Annotated in this window: 16 protein-coding genes and 1 tRNA gene; 5 read left to right on the forward strand and 12 right to left on the reverse strand. The window is 61.1% G+C overall.

Translation table 11 applies throughout. The features are described from left to right. The first annotated feature begins 5 nt into the window (after positions 1-5). The 4 genes from G442_RS0111950 (at position 6) to G442_RS0111970 (ending at position 3,583) form a co-directional block, all read left to right on the forward strand. On the forward strand, positions 6-1,052 hold the full coding sequence (locus G442_RS0111950) for an ABC transporter substrate-binding protein (protein ID WP_026398183.1): 1,047 nt from the start codon (positions 6-8) through the stop codon (positions 1,050-1,052). Further along, on the forward strand, positions 1,049-2,041 hold the full coding sequence (locus G442_RS0111955; RefSeq protein WP_051292257.1) for an ABC transporter permease: 993 nt from the start codon (positions 1,049-1,051) through the stop codon (positions 2,039-2,041). Before G442_RS0111950 ends, G442_RS0111955 begins: the two co-directional genes overlap by 4 nt. Then, positions 2,035-2,808 carry an ABC transporter ATP-binding protein gene (locus tag G442_RS0111960; protein WP_026398185.1) on the forward strand — a complete coding sequence of 258 codons (774 nt, stop codon included), beginning with the start codon at positions 2,035-2,037 and terminating at the stop codon, positions 2,806-2,808. Before G442_RS0111955 ends, G442_RS0111960 begins: the two co-directional genes overlap by 7 nt. Before the next feature lie 577 nt (positions 2,809-3,385). Beyond that, entirely contained in the window at positions 3,386-3,583 is a 198-nt protein-coding gene (locus G442_RS0111970; protein ID WP_026398187.1) for a hypothetical protein, read from the forward strand. 1,601 nt (positions 3,584-5,184) lie between these two features. On the opposite strand, the gene G442_RS25775 is transcribed toward G442_RS0111970, so the two are convergent. The 5 genes from G442_RS25775 to G442_RS0112010 form a co-directional block, all read right to left on the reverse strand. Further along, on the reverse strand, positions 5,185-5,364 hold the full coding sequence (locus G442_RS25775; RefSeq protein WP_026398189.1) for a hypothetical protein: 180 nt from the start codon (positions 5,362-5,364) through the stop codon (positions 5,185-5,187). A 375-nt stretch (positions 5,365-5,739) separates the two neighbouring features. Then, on the reverse strand, positions 5,740-5,925 hold the full coding sequence (locus tag G442_RS0111990) for a hypothetical protein (protein ID WP_026398190.1): 186 nt from the start codon (positions 5,923-5,925) through the stop codon (positions 5,740-5,742). Between the two features lie 408 nt (positions 5,926-6,333). Continuing rightward, entirely contained in the window at positions 6,334-6,609 is a 276-nt protein-coding gene (locus G442_RS0112000) for a hypothetical protein (RefSeq protein WP_026398191.1), read from the reverse strand. Between the two features lie 426 nt (positions 6,610-7,035). Further along, positions 7,036-7,719, reverse strand: coding sequence for an Abi-alpha family protein (locus G442_RS0112005; protein ID WP_026398192.1), 684 nt, complete (start codon positions 7,717-7,719; stop codon positions 7,036-7,038). 244 nt (positions 7,720-7,963) lie between these two features. After that, positions 7,964-8,039 (reverse strand) — tRNA-Asn (locus G442_RS0112010). Positions 8,040-8,183: 144 nt separating this feature from the next. Between G442_RS0112010 and G442_RS0112015 the strand changes: the two genes are divergently transcribed. Continuing rightward, positions 8,184-9,230: an ABC transporter substrate-binding protein gene (locus tag G442_RS0112015; RefSeq protein WP_026398193.1), complete on the forward strand. Its 1,047-nt coding sequence runs from the start codon at positions 8,184-8,186 to the stop codon at positions 9,228-9,230. A 46-nt stretch (positions 9,231-9,276) separates the two neighbouring features. On the opposite strand, the gene G442_RS0112020 is transcribed toward G442_RS0112015, so the two are convergent. The 7 genes from G442_RS0112020 to G442_RS0112050 all read right to left on the reverse strand — a co-directional run bounded on the left by G442_RS0112020 (position 9,277) and on the right by G442_RS0112050 (position 16,801). Continuing rightward, positions 9,277-10,140, reverse strand: a complete 864-nt coding sequence (locus tag G442_RS0112020) for an aromatic ring-hydroxylating oxygenase subunit alpha (RefSeq protein WP_026398194.1) — start codon at positions 10,138-10,140, stop codon at positions 9,277-9,279. A gap of 139 nt (positions 10,141-10,279) precedes the next feature. Further along, complete coding sequence (locus G442_RS0112025; RefSeq protein ID WP_035376573.1) at positions 10,280-11,218, reverse strand: ABC transporter permease; 939 nt, start codon at positions 11,216-11,218, stop codon at positions 10,280-10,282. After that, positions 11,215-12,279, reverse strand: a complete 1,065-nt coding sequence (locus G442_RS0112030; protein ID WP_026398196.1) for an ABC transporter permease — start codon at positions 12,277-12,279, stop codon at positions 11,215-11,217. Before G442_RS0112030 ends, G442_RS0112025 begins: the two co-directional genes overlap by 4 nt. After that, entirely contained in the window at positions 12,276-13,853 is a 1,578-nt protein-coding gene (locus G442_RS0112035) for an ABC transporter ATP-binding protein (RefSeq protein WP_051292260.1), read from the reverse strand. Before G442_RS0112035 ends, G442_RS0112030 begins: the two co-directional genes overlap by 4 nt. A gap of 22 nt (positions 13,854-13,875) precedes the next feature. Beyond that, positions 13,876-15,006 carry a BMP family ABC transporter substrate-binding protein gene (locus G442_RS0112040; protein WP_051292262.1) on the reverse strand — a complete coding sequence of 377 codons (1,131 nt, stop codon included), beginning with the start codon at positions 15,004-15,006 and terminating at the stop codon, positions 13,876-13,878. 168 nt (positions 15,007-15,174) lie between these two features. After that, entirely contained in the window at positions 15,175-15,756 is a 582-nt protein-coding gene (locus G442_RS0112045) for a nicotinamidase (RefSeq protein WP_026398199.1), read from the reverse strand. Positions 15,757-15,829: 73 nt separating this feature from the next. Continuing rightward, entirely contained in the window at positions 15,830-16,801 is a 972-nt protein-coding gene (locus G442_RS0112050) for a 2-hydroxyacid dehydrogenase (protein ID WP_026398200.1), read from the reverse strand. Positions 16,802-16,866 lie beyond the last annotated feature (65 nt).

Consider the following 16,866-nt stretch of genomic DNA (forward strand, 5'->3'; position numbering starts at 1 on the left):
CGACGATGAAATCTTCCTATGCTCTTTCCCGCCGATCGACGCTCGGCCTGCTCGCGGGCGCGGCGCTCCCCTTCGCCGCGCGCGCCGATGGTCCCCACGACATGAACTGCATGCCAGCGTCCGGCGACAGCCCGGCGCCTGCGCCATCCGGCCCGCCACGTAAGGTGACGATTGCGTGGAACGAAACTGCCGTCTGCACGGCCGCCGTTCCGGTTGCGAAGGCAAAGGGATTTTTCGCGCGTCGTAATATCGACGTCGATTACGTAAATTTTGCAGGATCCACCGATCAGTTGCTGGAGGCGCTGTCCACCGGCAAGGCGGACGGAGCGCCGGGGATGGCCCTGCGCTGGCTGAAGCCGTTGCAGCAGGGCTTCGACGTCAAGCTGGTCGCGGGGCTGCACGCGGGATGCATGTTCCTCATGACCACGCCGACCTCGGGCCTCTCCAAACTTCAGGACCTGCGTGGGAAGACCATCGGCGTCACAGATATCGGCGGCCCGGATCGCAACTTTTTCTCCATTCGCCTGAAAGAGGCTGGCGTCGACCCGGAAACGGACGTGCAATGGCGGCAGTTTCCGGTCGACCTGCTGCCCGTTGCGCTGCAACGCGGCGAGGTGCAGGCTTTTTCTGACGGCGATCCGTTTTCGACCATGCAGAAAAAACAGTTCGGGCTGGTCGAGATCGACAGCAACATGCGCGACAAATGGGCGCATACGACATGCTGCGTCGTCGGGTTGCGCGGATCGCTGATCCGGGATGATCCCGCGACCGCTACGGGTGTTGCGCGCGCAATTCTCGAAGCGGGCGCCTGGCTCTCCTGCAACCCGGACGAGGCCGCTGAAATCTTCAAACCATACGCGCCGAAAGCGAACGCGGCGGATCTGGCGGCCATCATCCGGGCGCAGGGCCACCATCACCAGACGTCGGGCGCAGCTTTCCGGGATGAGATCGTGCTTTACGCCGACGCTTTGAAGCAGGTCGGCGTCTTCCGACCGTCGCTCGACTCCCACCGCTACGCCGAGCGATTTACTCAGGATCTGTTCAGCTCATGAGCCAGCGCCTCGCCTCATCCGTCCGGTTCGCACCTTCCCCGAATGTCACGACCGTTCGGCGTGCTTTCCCGCTGGCGCAGACGCTCCCGTGGCTTGCCGGTCCGGTGTGGCTTGTGGCCGCGCTCGTAACGTGGCGCGCTCCCGACGCCGACGATTTTCCCGCCACGAACGACCTCGCCGTTCTGTTCGCGGCCCTTGGCGTCGTCCTTCTGGTCGCAGCAGCTGGTCGCCGCCTGTCCGCCCGCGCGCCATGGGCCATCGCGCTTGGCGTAGGGTTCGGATTGTGGGAAGTCGCGCAAGCCAAGCTGCTCTGGCTTCCCCGCCCCTTCTTTGGAACGCCTCAGGACCTGCTCGACGTGTTTCAGAGCGACTGGCGCAAGCTCGGCGATAGCCTGCTGCATTCGCTCGCGCTGCTGGCGATCGGATATCTGGGCGGGGCGACGCTTGGGATCGCCGTCGGCGCGGGACTGGGGCGGTCGCCCCGCTTCCGTTACTGGGTGCGTCCGATCATGCGGCTGATCGGACCGTTGCCGCCTGTCGCTCTGCTGCCGCTTGCATTCGTCCTGATCCCATCAAGCAGAGTCGCTGGAGACGCGTTGATGGCGCTTGCGGCTGGCTTTCCCGTCGCAGTGCTGACATGGTCCGGCATCGCCGCCGTAGACCCAGCCTATTACGACGTGGCCCGCACGATGGGCGCAAAACAGCGCTTCCTGCTGTTTCACGTTGCCTTACCCGCCGCTACGCCGCAGATTTTCGTCGGGCTGTTCATGGGCCTCGGTGCGTCGTTCTCAATGCTCGTCGTCGCTGAAATGCTGGGCGTGAAATCAGGTCTCGGGTTTTATCTGCAGTGGGCGCAGGGATGGGCGGCCTATCCAAATATGTACGCGGCGCTGCTTGTCATGTCGCTGATGTGCTCTGCGTTGATGACAGTGTTGTTCAAACTGCGCGACCATTTGCTGAACTGGCAGAAGGACGGCCTGAAATGGTGATCTCCCCCAGCCGGACGACGCCCCTCGCCCTGCGCCTCGAACACGTAAGCCACGCCTTCCATTCAGACGGCGCGATTGTCCCTGTTATCGACAATGTATCGTTGCAGGCGGCGCCAGGAGAGTTCGTGGCGCTTCTCGGCCCGTCCGGGTGCGGCAAGTCAACGCTGCTGCGTCTGATCGCAGGGCTGGAAGCCCCGAAGGAAGGGGCAATCTATGGCGACGACTCGCCCGTGACAGGCCCCGGGCCCGATCGCATCATCATGTTTCAGGATCCGACGCTTTATCCGTGGCGGAGAGTTCGCGGCAATGTCGCGCTGGGGCACGACATAAACGGACGCGCCGACGACGAAGCAGTCACCGCTGCGCTGAAACTCGTCGATCTGCTCGACTTCGAACGCGCATGGCCACACCAGCTCTCGGGCGGCATGGCTCAGCGCGTGGCGCTCGCCCGTGCGTTGGTGAATGACCCGCGGTTGCTGTTGCTCGACGAACCTCTGGGCAAGCTGGACAGCCTGACGCGCCTGACCATGCAGACGGAGATTCTGCGGGTTTGGCGCGAAAAGCAGTTCACGGCCCTGATGGTCACCCACGACGTCGAGGAAGCGCTCTTGCTGGCGACAAGAATCGTCGTATTCAGCCCCAGACCGGCACGCATTCTGGCGGATATCCCTGTGTCGCTCCCCGAGCGACGCCATCGCGACGATCCTAAACTTTTATCTCTCAGGAAAGATATTTTAGCGCAGCTCGGACATCGGGAAGACTGGTAGGTCGCCCGAATCTGATTGCCGGCTTCCTCAGCCACCAGACCAGGCGAGGCCAGCTCTCGCGAAAACGCCGGGACTGGTTGCAGGACGCCCCGGCGCCTTCGCGAGATTCTGCGGGAAGGTGTGCCCTTGGGTTAAGGCACATTTCGTATATATGTTATTCTAATTCAGTTTAGTAGCGATTAATGGCTCAATCGCGATAGCGTGATGGTCGCGGCGATGCCGCCACAAGCGACGCTCTCTGGAAGATGAAGTGTCCAGCGACAAACTCCGCCTTCAATTTCGCCCTGAATGCCGAAGGCGGATTGTCCGTTCCCTACCCCTTTCCAATGGCGGATGTGCTCCGCTTACCGACGGGAGCACATAAGGCTGTTGTGACAGCCTCCGACAGCGCGGCCATCTCGAATCATGTTGCGCCCGACGTCCGTACTCTCTCCAAAAAGATTTGCCTTCCGAAAAGCGAGCGCCTGCGAGACGGCAAGAGCAGACCTTCTGTCGTTGCATTCCGTGACAACCGCCGACGTGTCGTCGCCATGATTGTATTGCAACGATACATCGAGATTGAGAGAAGGATGATTCTATGAAGAAGATAATTGTGCTCGCTATCGCGACTCTCGGCCTCGCCGCATGCTTCCCGCCGGACGGCCCGCAGGGCCCCGGCGGCGGCGGTCCGGGTGGCGGTGGCGGTTACGGTCGAGGACAGGGCGGCGGCTACGGCGGAGGACACGGTGGCGGCCAAGGCGGCTATGGCGGCGGCCAACAGGGCGGTGGTTACTGATCCATTTTATCTGCCACTGCGTGGGACCGACGTTCAGTCGGGGCCACGCGGTCGCCGGGTGACTAACGGACGCTTGTCAGACGCATACCGACGAGAGCTGCCCCCTCGCCTCTGGTGTGCGTAGACCGTCGACAACACGGACCCTCTTGGCGCGAATTATCCCATGCGCAGACATTGCGATCAGGAATACTCCCGATTGCGCTGATGCCTTGAACTCCTGTTGGGTGTACGAACCAGTCGCCCGCCACCAAGCGAACGGTCGTCCTCCGATCGGGTGACGAAGGCGGTTATCTGTAGGCTCGTGCAGCCGACATCTTGATTTTCAGTTCGCTGCCGCATCGGGCGGTGGAGGAGGCGGAGGGCAACCATCCCGCGGCGGCGGCGGGGGGCGGCCGTTCGCTGAAGGGGGCGGCCCACCGTCAGGCGGCGGCATATCGCGGCCACCGGGAGGAGGTCCACGTTTTCCGTCTGGCGGCGGTGGCGGACGCTTGCACCGCCCTTCCCCGTGCCTGAATCCGGGTTGCGCTTCTCCATCTCCAGAAGCAGCGGACTGAGCTGACGTGTAATTCTGCCCGTTGTAGACCGTGCTCGTCTGCGCCGAAGCGGCGCTGCACAGTACAGTTTGCGCGCCGAGCAGGCTGACCGTTGCACAAACACCCAATACGCGCTTCATCTGAACTCCATCGGGGAAAAGCTTTCGGCACGTTGCCCGCATCACGACGGCCGCGCGAGTTACGAAGAGCAAGTGTCGGTAACATCCCGTGATGCGATGAAGGTGGCGCTATCGACAGATGTCGAACAGGGGCCATCCGTTATAGGTTTCGTCCGTCAGGCTTACAGGCGAAAGATCCGCCCGGGCTCCGCTGGAGACGCCAAAGTCTTGATGCAACCCTGAGCATTGAAAGCCAGACTAACGGCTCCTTCCGCTACCCAAGACAGGCGACAGAAACACCGTCCTTTCGGCAATGTAAATCATTGCGAATTAAAAACGAATACCCCACTATGCGTTGGGCGGCGCAACAAATCGGGGATGGATCGCGCCGTCCGCCAAAACCCCGGCGCACTCATAGCGTTAAGGTGTTCAGGACGGCGTCAGAACATGCCTCATCTGTCACCGGCTCACCGGCGCCGTCCAACCGACAAATTCATAAATATGATCGGTTATGGCCACTGCGGACCTCCGGCGTATTTTTAGTTGACTCCAATTGAGAATGATATACGTTCTCAATTGTCCCCGACAGGACATCGACTTCCCTCGGCAGTAAAGGCGCCGCAAAGGTTATCCTTTGCGGCGCCTTTGCGCGAGCTTCTCCAGAAGCAAACGCGCGAACCTGTCGGGCCATCGGAAGGCTTCATCTCCGACTCACCAAACAACTCCTGAGTCTGGCGGGATCAAAAACTCCCACTACGCTCTGCGAGACACAAGAAATGCCAATGAATCACGACACAGATTCGAACGAAAAAAAGTAACGACCTTCAGGTGGCCAGAGCTCTAATTTGGAGGGTCGCAGGACGAAACTCATTGTGCGTGAGTCCCCCGAGCTCAAGCGCAAAGCCTCGGCAATCAACTGCCGCCCCTTACCTCTCCACCCTCCCAACCATCACAATTCAGTCGCCGCATTGTGGTAGTGAGGCGCGATCTCATGCTTGTAGTAACCTATCGCCCACAGAACCAATATCACTATCAGGATCGGCTTCCACAGCACCCGCAACGCCGCGAACAGAACCATTGCCAGCAGGATCGAGATGGTGAGGGCAATTATGAAGAAAAAGAAGAGCATCTTACCGCCGTGCCGGGAGTAGTGAATCCGTCAGGCATCTTACCTCGAAAACACACCGTCCGACAGGCTTTGCTTATTCTCGCGCGCCTGAACGAGGTCGCCGAAGGCCGGTGGTCCAGTCGCATGCTCACAGATTGCGCACTGAAAAGACATTGTCGGCGGGCGGCTGGATCGGCCATCCGGCGCGCTCCTGACCGAACAGAAAGTCAACTTTGGCGCAAGCCTGCAAAATACGCCCGGTTCAGGTCGTTCTCAGAACGGCCTTGCCCCTGAATACCAGGGAAGGTTTGGCGGTTAATCACCTTTCACAGGCGAAAGAAGATCGCTCCTGGTCAAGCCAGATGCGCCGCGACCAGGTATCTGCACGAACTTTTCTCAGTGCCGCTTGATCTTCACGGCTTTCCACAACTCACGAATATTGACAGAGATAGACGCCACGATCTTGCTGATGAGGTCGAGGTTCCGCGCGTTGCGCTCCGGGCTAGCCTCTCCCATTTTCTCCTGTATCTCAGAGACTTTCCTCTCCAGAGCCTCGACACGGGAGGTTATTTCATCGGACATATTTTTCACCCTTGACCGCGCTTATGTTGTTTCCGGACTGCGGGAGCGGCTGTGACCCGGTTTCCGCCAAATGGCCACTTAAATCGTATTCCGCAAGGATGTTATATGTGGTGCGCCCACAAAAGACGCCAGTCGACCACGAGACCGGTTCTAGAAGAGCGCGATAGAAACGAGCGCTTATTACATACAGTCGCGTTCCAGTTGTTTGTGCGCAGCATAGGCGGTCTTCCCCCCCCCTGAATGAAGTTTCTTCAGTCCACGAAACAGGGTGTGTTTCAACGTAGAGGATATTGCTTGAAGACAGGCTTCAGCCGGTCGACGCTATTGGCGACGCAGACATCATCAAGCGTCGCCGCCGATTCATAGATCGCCAACAAGCTAGCGCAGATCTTCACTCATAGCCGCGCCTCACGATCCCTTACAGTTGCTCACTGGCAGCTCGGTCAGAATAACGGGCAACGCGATGCGCAACGTCGGGTCCGCGCCACTTCTGGCGACGATGATCCGGGCGAAGGACCGGCTGTCGCATTCTCGTTCGGGCGCAGCGTCAGTATGCTTGAGGACGGCGTCGCCATGCGGCTGCCCCCAAGCAACGTCGGCCTGTCCAACACGAAGAAGGATGACGGACGCGCCGAGGCGGCGATGCTGGCGCGGTTCGCTTTGAGGTCGAGCGAACAGAATCACGCCTCACAAGCACGCTCGGAGGCTCCCTAAACGCAATCCGTATGAGGGACAACACGAGGGACGGAGAAGCGCACAAACACGCTAGTTTTTTGTTTTTATAAGGGACTTTCTGAAAAGCTGGCTCCCGAAGCAGGACTCAAACCTACGACCCAGCGATTAACAGTAGCGTGTTGACCAAAATACCATTTTATTATCAAGCAGTTACAAGGAATAAAATCACGCTAAGCTGAACCAAGCTAAGTGACAGTTTCTATAATGCCGGGTGTATTTTATTTTATAAATTATTTTTAATTTACGGAGCACGCTTAGCGTCCGGTTTGCGTGATCGAGAATAACGCTGTTTGGCTTATCGTAGCATCGAATGCGATATATCGAGGACCCACCATAAACTTCTGCTGAGTGTAGATTTTCCGCAACTGCGCCCTTTTAGGACATAATTACCGGTGAAGTGATCTCAACTATCTTCATCCCCAAAATGTTCAAAGCGTAGCTAAATCGTTCTCCTGAGCGATCCACACAAAAAGGAAGTTCTTTTTTTGTATTAAAAGCTTTTCCGATGAGTCCTATCCTCTCTAAGTGCTTTACACTGAGGAATATCTCATCTTCTCCGATTGAAACTTGGGGCCATTTGTCTTTAATCAAAAAATCAAGAGCATCCCACACACTGCCGTCTCCACGTTTAGACGTGTTTTTACTAAGGTCGCCCAAACATTTCAAAACCGCAGCATCAACGACCTCTAAGCTCTTAATGACCTCAATCCATTCTTTCCTAATCGATGATAGTTGACCTGTCAGTAATCTCGCAATCAGGGCGGCCCATAACTTTTGAAGCTCTTCACGATCCTCTTCCATAGCGGGTTCGAGGATTTCCTTGGCTACTTTTGCCGATACATCGTCAAGGCGCTGTTTCCCCTCAATCATCTTTTCAGCCATTTCCAGTTCGTACTGAAGATTCTTGGCCCTTCTCCGCCGCCTTATCGGGTCAATCCAGACATGTGCGATGGTCTCATAAACGGCATCATACAAACCAGGCACGTTCTTGATCGTGTGACCGATAGCGTCTGCTGCGTGGACTAACGATTCCGGGTCTTGAGGAATAAGTGAGTTCATACGTCCTCCAAAAGAGAACGTATCGTCTTATGCGTGTTGCGCGGCTCGCTGTCAGTTTTGGGTGTATAGCGCTTCGCACTGCAAGCTAAAACTAAGCTAGGGGGCTTCTTCATATTAGCTAACCCATTGATTCCATTGGGCCTAACTTTGCACGCTCGGCACTAAGCTAAGATAAGCTAACACTGTTGTCAGCAGAACCAATCTGCAACCGTGCGACTAAATTCTTGAAATATATGGGAAAGGCTGGCTCCCGAAGTAGGACTCGAACCTACGACCCAGCGATTAACAGTCGCTTGCTCTACCAACTGAGCTATTCGGGACCAGCGGGGCACCGTATAGCCAAGGCAGCCCGGTGCCGTAAAGCCCCTGTGGCAAAGATTTTTTCGCCCGGCATTTTTGACATCCGGCGCGGCTGAGGGCAGCAAGGAGCCTGCAGGGCGCAGCCGGAGACGCATCAGAAGCCTATGACCGCGCAGGACGGAAAAAAACCGGCGACCGGGCGCAGGCGCGCCTTGATGCTGGCAGGCGGCGTAGCCGGCGCGGCGGCTGCGTATGGCGTGGCGACGCAGTTGCGCCACCCGACGAAGAGCCACCGTGAGCCGGATGGCCGCTTCAGGACCCTGACCCTGCGCTGGCCGCACGCGGATCGCGACCCGGTGCTGATCGTCGCGCGAGAGCGCGGGTTCTTCGCGAACTACAGCCTCGACGTCAAAACGCCCGGAGAGACACCCACGGGCAACAGCGCTATCAGCGAAATCGCGCAGGACCACGCGGTCGGCGCGGTCGCCCCTGCCCTCTCCTGGCTGCCACGGCTGCATGACGGAATTCCCGCTAAACTCGTGGCTGGCCTTACGGCAGGTTCCTTCCGGGTTCTTGTTCGCGTCAAAAGCGGTGTGACGCGACTGGAGAGCATCGTCGGGAAGACGATAGCGACGACTGACGAAGACAGCGCCGATCGGCGTTTTTTCTCGGTGCTGCTCCGCCGCAAGGGCATAGACGCAGACCGGAGCGTGAACTGGACCCTGCTCCCCATGAACGAGGTGTCGGGAGCCCTTGCCGCAGGAGATATCGACGGCGTCGTGGCGCATGATCCGTTTGCATGGACGCTGCTGACCGCGCCGGGCGCCGGGCTCAAGGAACTGGCCGGCTCAACCACTGGATTATATGCCGAGCGCGTAAATCTCGTGCTTGGCCTTACGGACGAATTCCTCGACAGCGACCCGGACGGAAGCGTCGCCCTCACCCTTGCGCTACGCGATACGTGTCGATGGATCGCGGCGCATACGGACGAAGTTTCCACGCTTCTCTCGCATCACCTGACTGACATGGATGACGACGCCGTCGATGCGATGCTGGCCCATGAACCGCGGCCGGTTCACCTGCTTGGACGATGGCTGCGCGACCAGATGGCCCAATACGCGGACGAACTGAAGCTGATCGGCCGTCTTCCTGACGCTCTGGATTCCGGCGCATTCGCGAAATCGATCTGCCGCAACGTCCTGCACGTCTGAACGCGCTTAGGGGCGATGGCTGGAAGCAGCCCGCGCGGCGACCCGATTATCCTATGGCCCCGTAACGCACGCCCGCCGCCTTGAGCCAGCGGCGATAGGCGACTGAAACCGAATCGGCGCGGGTGGGAATCTCCGCCTTGGGCGAAAGCGGCAGGCGCGCTGGGCGCTGGTTTTCCAGAATGATCCGGTCCTGCACGAAAATACGCTGCTGGAATTGCGCCAGTTCAGCTTGTGAAGAGGTTTCGTCAATCAGAAACATCACAGGATAGGCGACCGAACGCTCCTGATCGACGGGCCTCACGAAAAGGCAGATCACGTCCGGGCGCGTCGGATCGTTCGGGCAGGACTTGTAAAGCAGGGTCAGAAACGGCGCCGCCACGCGGTAGGCGTAATCCGTGGTCATGCCGCCAACCGACGACCGCGCCGCCTGCGGCTGCTCGAACCGGCACTCCGTCGCCCAGATTTCATCGACGTCGACACGATGCTCCGTTCGGTAAGGCGCGACCTCGGTGATTGGCTCCGCGCCGAGGATATTGGTGTGGACGAACGGGAAATGCGCCATGTCGAGAAAATTCTCGACGACCCGCAGGCCTGATGTCCGCACATTGATGGCCCCACAGGGCACGACGCGACGATCGGGTTCCGCAGCCTCCGCGATCTCGACGACGTCACCCTTCGGACGCCCCAGCGTTGTCCAGAGACAGGCGTGAGCCTTGCGCGCTGGTAGTAAAGCGGCCGTGTCCGCGCGCCGCACCGCGAACCCATCGCCGTCGCCTGAAACCAGAAGGTCGTGACCCAGCAGACGGACCCTCGTTTCCCCCGCCGTCAGGGACGCAAGAAACGCAACGGGATACCATTGGTCCAGAATCGCCCGGTCGTCATCTTCCGGCCGCGCCGCTATGTCAGTCATCCCGCCCTTCTCCGTGCCGACAATCGGCCGCCTGCAGCCGCCTGGTCCATCTTCCGGCACGCCGTCGGCAACGACGGCGCCCTGGGGATGACACGCCCCACGCCCGGAACAGCCCTCCTTCCGGCCTGCGGCTGCGACCTTAGCGCACCGAACGGTAATATGGGGCGCCAAGCGCAGCGGGGGCCGCCATGGCGCGGCGCATGCGTTTCCACAGCACCACAGGAAGGATGATGAAAGCCAGCGTGCCGAGATAAGGAAGCATGTTCAGCACCGGCGCCGCGATCGGCCAGCCGCGCGCCTGCCCCAGAAAGCCGATGGCGCTGATAAGCCCGAACAACAATCCTGCTCCGGCGGCGTTGAAGGGCCGGTAGCCGGAAAAAATCACCAGCGCGACCGCGATCCAGCCGCGACCAGACACCATCCCTTCCGACCAGCTCGGGATGACCGCCAGGCTGAGATACGCTCCCGCCGCACCCGCGAACGCGCCGCCCACGACCGTATACCAGAACCGGATCGCCTGCACCGGAACGCCCACAGCGTCCGCAGCAGCCGGATTCTCGCCAACCGCGCGCATGTTCAGACCATGGCGTGTGTGGAACAGCAGGATATGCAGCAGAGCCGGAAGGACCAGATAGATCGGGAACACCAGAAGATTTTGTCCGAAAAACGCAGGCCCGATCACCGGGATCGACGATAACAAAGGAATGGGCGTCGGCGTGAACGTCACGGGCAACGGCAGACCGGCCACTGAATGGCCGATGGTCGCCGACAGACCGAGACCAAGAAACGTCGTCGCCAGCCCGCACAGGACCTGATTGGCTCGCATGACGACGGCGGCGAAGGCGAAGGCCGCGGCGCCCGCCGCACCGACGCAGATCGCCGCCAGAAGCCCGACCCACGGGCTCCCGGAGGCGAGCGCCGCAAGCGCCGCCGTCGCCGCGCCGATGGACATCAGTCCTTCCACGCCGAGGTCGGTCACGCCGACCCGCTCCGCCAGCGCCTCACCAAGCGCCGCAAGCGAGAGCACCCCGCCCGCCAGCGCCGCCGTCGTCAAAAGACCAGTCAGAAGCATGATCATGCCGCAACCCCCGACCGGGTGGACGAAGCAGGCGCGACCGGTCGGTAATGCGCCAGTTCGTCGCCAATCGCGATCAGCAACAGCACGAGTCCTGTAATGGCGAGGACCGCCGTGGCCGCAAGCTGCTGCGTCTGCAACACAATGCCGGCGTCAAGGATCAGCGCCATCAGCAACGCCGCAGGAATAACCGCGAGGCAGGACCGCCGCGCCAGCACCGCCACGACAATCCCTAGATAGCCGAAATTATCCGCCATGCCGCCCTGCAACCGGTGCACCGTCCCGGCGACCTCGAACATGCCCGCCAGCGCCGCAAGCGCACCGGAGAGCAGCATCACGGCGATCACGCGGCCGCGCATCGGCATCCCGGCATAGCGCGCGGCGCCCGGATTGGCGCCGCTGACGCGCACTTCGTATCCCCAGCCTGTCCAGGTCATGATTGCCGCCAGCCCCGCCGCGATCGCCAGCGAAAGCGGAAATCCCCAATGCACGACGCCCCATAATTCGGGGATGGCGTCCGATATGCGACCAGAAGACGCAAGCGCCCCTGTAACCCTGTCGCGCCATGGACCGGTCGCCAGCCAGTACGTAAGCAGCCCGGCCACGAAGTTGAGCAACAACGTGGTGATGATCTCGCTGACGCCCGCATAAGCGCGCGCAAGGGTCGGCACGATGATCCACGCCATGCCACAGGCGATCGCGGCCAAAGCCATAAGCGGCAGCACGACAATTTGCGGGCCGGGCAGATACAGCCCCACACCCGCCGCGCCGATCGCACCAAGGTAGAACTGCCCCTCCCCGCCGATGTTCCACAATCCGATGCGGCTGGTGACCGTGACGGCGGCGCCGGTCAGCACCAGGGGCGTCATGAAAAGCGCAAGATCCTCCAGCCCAAAACGGGAACCGACCGTCGAGTGCAACACCAGCTCGCCCAGAACGAACACGTCGCGCCCGGACAGCGCCAACAACACGCCTACGATCAACGCCGCAGCCACAAGCGCCGCGGCCCGCCACGCAAGCACCAGCCGGGCTGGCGCTGTGGGAAAGCGCTGAAACCGTGTCACGCCACGCCTCCACCCGACGCCGCATCCTCGCCCATATTGCGACCGCCCATCAGCAGCCCGATCCGTTCGATATCCGCGTCCTCTGCGTCGAGCGTCGCCATCAACCGCCCGTGGAACATCACTCCGATCCGATCTGACAGGTTAAGCAATTCCTCCAGATCCTCGGAAACCAGCACGATAGCGACGCCCTTGTCCCGCAATTCGGCAAAATAGCGGTGCATGGTCGCGATGGCGCCGATATCCAGCCCCCGGCTCGGATAGGCGGCCACCAGCACGCGGCTGGCGATGCGCATTTCGCGACGCGCGACCAGACGTTGCTGGTTGCCGCCAGACAGGTTGCGCACAGGAGCGCCGAAATCCGGAATACGGACCTCCGCGACGCCCGCGATCTCGCGCGCCAGCGCAAGCGCTGCGTCAGCGCGAAAGAGCCCGGAGCCGCCAATCGGCGGTGCCCGGTATTCACGAAGCGCCATATTGTCCGTAGTCCCCAGCGACGGCGCGAGGGCGCTGTGCAGCCGGTCCTGTGGAATATGTCCGACGCCTGAGCGTGCGAAAGCGTCTGCTCCGGGCGCCGCCGTCCGGCCGCCAAGCAGCACCTCGCCCTGCTCCGGAGACAGCAACCCCGTCAGAACCTCGGTCAGTTCACGCTGCCCGTTGCCCGCCACGCCCGCGATCCCGAGAATTTCCCCGCCGAAAACATCAAGCGTCACGTCCGACAGCGTCTCGATCCCGCGCTCATCGCGGACCGAAACGCTGCGCAGGCTCAACTCCGGCGCCGCGCCGCGTGGCGCGGCCCCCTCGGCGCGGGCGCGCATGTCCTGCGGAACGATCTCCCGCCCGACCATCGTCGCCGCCAGCATGCGCGGAGAGCACTCCCGCGTCTCCCACGTCCCGACATTGCGGCCGCCGCGAAGGATTGTGACGCGGTCTGAAATCTCCATGACCTCGTCAAGCTTGTGGCTGATGATGATGACGGCGTTGCCTCCGGCGCGAAACGCCCGCAGCGCCGAGAACAGGTCGCGCGCTTCCGCCGGAGTCAGCACCGCCGTCGGTTCGTCAAGGATCAGAAGCCGAGCCCGACGGGCGAGCACGCGCAGAATCTCGACCCGCTGCTGCTCGCCAGCGGACAGATCCTCAACTCGCGCGGACGGATTTACTGGAAAGCCGAACTGTTCGGACAACGCCTGCGTTCTGGCCTCCAGAACGGCGGGGGACGCGTTCCGCGGCGTCTCCGACCAGCCAAGATGGATGTTCTCGGCCACTGTGAACGCGGGCACGAGCTTGAAGTGCTGATGCACCATGCCGACGCCTGCGCGGATCGCCTCCTGTGGGGATGCAAACTCGGTGCCGTATCCGTCCAGAATCATCTCGCCCGCGTCAGGCTGATAGATGCCCGTCACCACGTTCATCAGCGTGGACTTGCCCGCGCCGTTCTCGCCCAGAAGAGCCAGGATCTCACCCGGACGAACATCGAGGCTGACGTCTTCGTTGGCGATAACGCCCGGAAAATATTTGCATATACCCACAAGTTGCAGAACCGGCGGGGTGCCTGGCGCAGCGGCAGGCATTTCCATCCCGGCCTCCTGTGCGACCGCGTCAACCAAGGCCGGTCATCCCCTGCACGCCCCAATCCCACTGGTAGATGGCGTCATCATTCAGGACCGTTCCCTCTGGCACACGGATCGCACCAGTGTTGTCACGGATCGGACCGCGAAACGGGTTGTATCCGGCAAGAATGCGCGTACGCATCGCATCCGCCCGCGCCGCGATGTCCGGTGGCACGGTCTCGCCCCATGCGTCGCGATCAACGCCGTCCGACAGAGTGAGGAAATGCGGCGCCCCGCGCCAGGAACCGTTCAACCGAGCGCGGACCTGTTCGACGTAAAAACGAGAAAAATCCAGCGTCACCGAACTGACATAGGCTTTCGGCCCGAACTGCCGCATGCCCAGATTCCACATCGCCGCCTTGATCCCACGGGCCTCCGCCACACGAAGATAGGCAGGTTCGTCCGTAATGCCGCACAGAAAATCGCATCCGCTGTCCACCAGTGCGCTGGCTGCCTGCGTCGCGGCTTGCGGGTCGAACCATGCATTGATGGCTATGGCGCGCATCGTGCACGCCGGATTGACGGATTGCGCGCCCAGCAGCGTCGCATTGGCGCTTGCGTAGACAGACGGAATCGGAAACGTTCCGACATAACCAAGCTGGTTCGTCTTCGTCATCAAACCGGCCGCGATACCGATGATGTAGCTCGCATACCAGTGGGTGATGTAATACCAGCCCAGATTACCGGTCACCGTATGTCCGTCACACTCCAAAAACCCAACATCCGGCGCACGATCGGCCACATCCTTGATAAAGTCGCCATAGTTCGAGGTGGAGATGACCAGTTGCGCGCCTTCGGCGACGAATTGCCGAAAGATTCGTGTCGCGTCTGCCGAGTACGGGATGCTTTCGACGAAAACCGTTTTCAGTTTCGGAAAGGCCTTGCGCACCGCTTGCACGCCGAGGTCATGCGCCGTCGTCCACCCGCCATCGGTGATCGGCCCCGTGTGACCGAATGCGACCAGCGCATCTTCTTCAGCGACAGGTTTAAGGGGAGAGGCGCCTAATGCTGGACGCAGGGCGCCCGGCAATATGCCTGCGCCGAAACTCGCCGCTGCGCCGCGCAGCAGGGAGCGGCGTCCAGACGACGCAAACGACCTACCCAAACGTCCACTCTCCAAACCCTCTGGCCGACGCTGCTCCGTAAAGACTCCCCCCGGACCCTTCACGCGCCGGCTCTCCGCTCAGAACGCATACTGCTCCCCCTCGCCACAACGCCGTCCGCACCTAGCCCCCCGGCATGTCGTTCCGAAAACGTTGCGATCTCCTTGTTGCGACAATTAACGTGATCAGGCAAGCGCGGCGCTTTTGGCAATGCCGACGCCTGCAGCAGCAAGCTTCTGCAACGCCTCGTCGCGCGGCCCGATGCCGCGACAAGCATCAACGATAACAATACTTTCAAAGCCCTCGTTCATTGCATCAACCGCGGTGGCCGATACACAGTAGTCAAGCGCAAGCCCCGTAACGAACACACGTTCGACGCCAACCTCTCGCAACCACGACGCCAGCCCCGTCGCACTGGCATGGTCGTTGTCCAGAAAGGCAGAATAACTGTCGACCGTCTTGCTACGTCCCTTTCTCAACACCAGCGCCACCGGTGCGCAATCGAGTCCTGCGGCGAGGGCCGCCCCATCGGTTCCCGCCACGCAATGCGGCGGCCAAGGCCCAGCTGGCTCGCTTGTCTGAAACGAAACATGACTGGGGGGGTGCCAGTCCTGCGTGGCGACGACGGCTCCGAACGGTAGCGCCGACAGGCGGTTGATCAACGGAACCACGGCATCCCCATTGGGCACCGCAAGCGCGCCGCCGGGAAGGAAGTCGTTCTGCACGTCGATGACGAGCAAGGCGTCGCGGGATGAGATCAGCGTCATGAACCGAGTGTGTCGCCCCGCAGCAAGGCGCGTCAATCCGTAGGCCGGATCAAAGACGGAGCGACGGCCTCCGTCAGACCAGCACGTCCAACTCGGGCGGCTCTCGCCCCTCCGCCACGCAGAGTATGTTGTGAAGCATACGCTCGACATTGCCCGCATAGGCGTCCGCCGACATCGCGCCGATATGCGGCGTGACAATCATACGATCAACCTCAAGGAACGGATGATCCGGCCCGATCGGTTCGACGGAATAAACGTCGACCGCCGCCCCCCCGAGACGCCCGCTTCGCACCGCCTCCGCGAGATCGTCCTCGACGACAAGCCCCCCGCGCGCCGTGTTGACGACGAACGCGCCCTCCTTCATCCGCTCGATCGCGGTCTTGTCGATCAGCCCCTCTGTTTCCTTCGAAAGCGCGCAGTGCAACGAAATGATGTCCGAGGTCGCGATCACCTCGTCGAGCGGAGCGTAACGCACGCCGAGTTCACGCTCCTCGACCGGGGAGAGCGGCGTGCGCTTGTAATAGAGAACCGTGCAGGAAAATCCTCGCAAAAACCGGGCAAGTTGCTTTCCGATATACCCAAGACCGATCAGGCCCACGGTTTTCCCTGTGAGCTGCCGCGACGTTCCGCCCAATGCGCCCTTGAGCCACCGGCCTTCGTGCAACCCGACATGACCAGAGACGATATTGCGTCCCAGCGACAGGATCAGACCTAGTGCGGTCTCCGCCACCGCAACCGCGTTGCTTCCCGTCGTGCGCATGACGCGCACGCCACGTTGGCGAGCGGCCTCAAGGTCGATATTGTCGTAGCCGACGCCCCATTTCTGCACGGCCTTGAGTCGCGCCGCAGCGCCGGCGCGGATCATGTCCGCCGTTACCGGAACATCCCCGGTGATTGCGAAGTCGGCGTCCGCGATGGCCGCCAGTTGGTCTTCGGCTGAGCGGCTCCGGCTTGTCGCAAGCGTGAAGCCTTCAGGTACATAAAGAGAAAACCTCGCGAGCCCCGCTTCCGGCATCGGGTCTAAAATCACAAGACGCAGGGACATCGGCTTTCGTATCTCCGTTATCGAACCGCAATCACATCGGCCCGAAATACTGCAAACTTAGGCAA

The sequence above is a fragment of the Acetobacter nitrogenifigens DSM 23921 = NBRC 105050 genome (genome assembly GCF_000429165.1).
Taxonomy (GTDB): domain Bacteria; phylum Pseudomonadota; class Alphaproteobacteria; order Acetobacterales; family Acetobacteraceae; genus Acetobacter; species Acetobacter nitrogenifigens.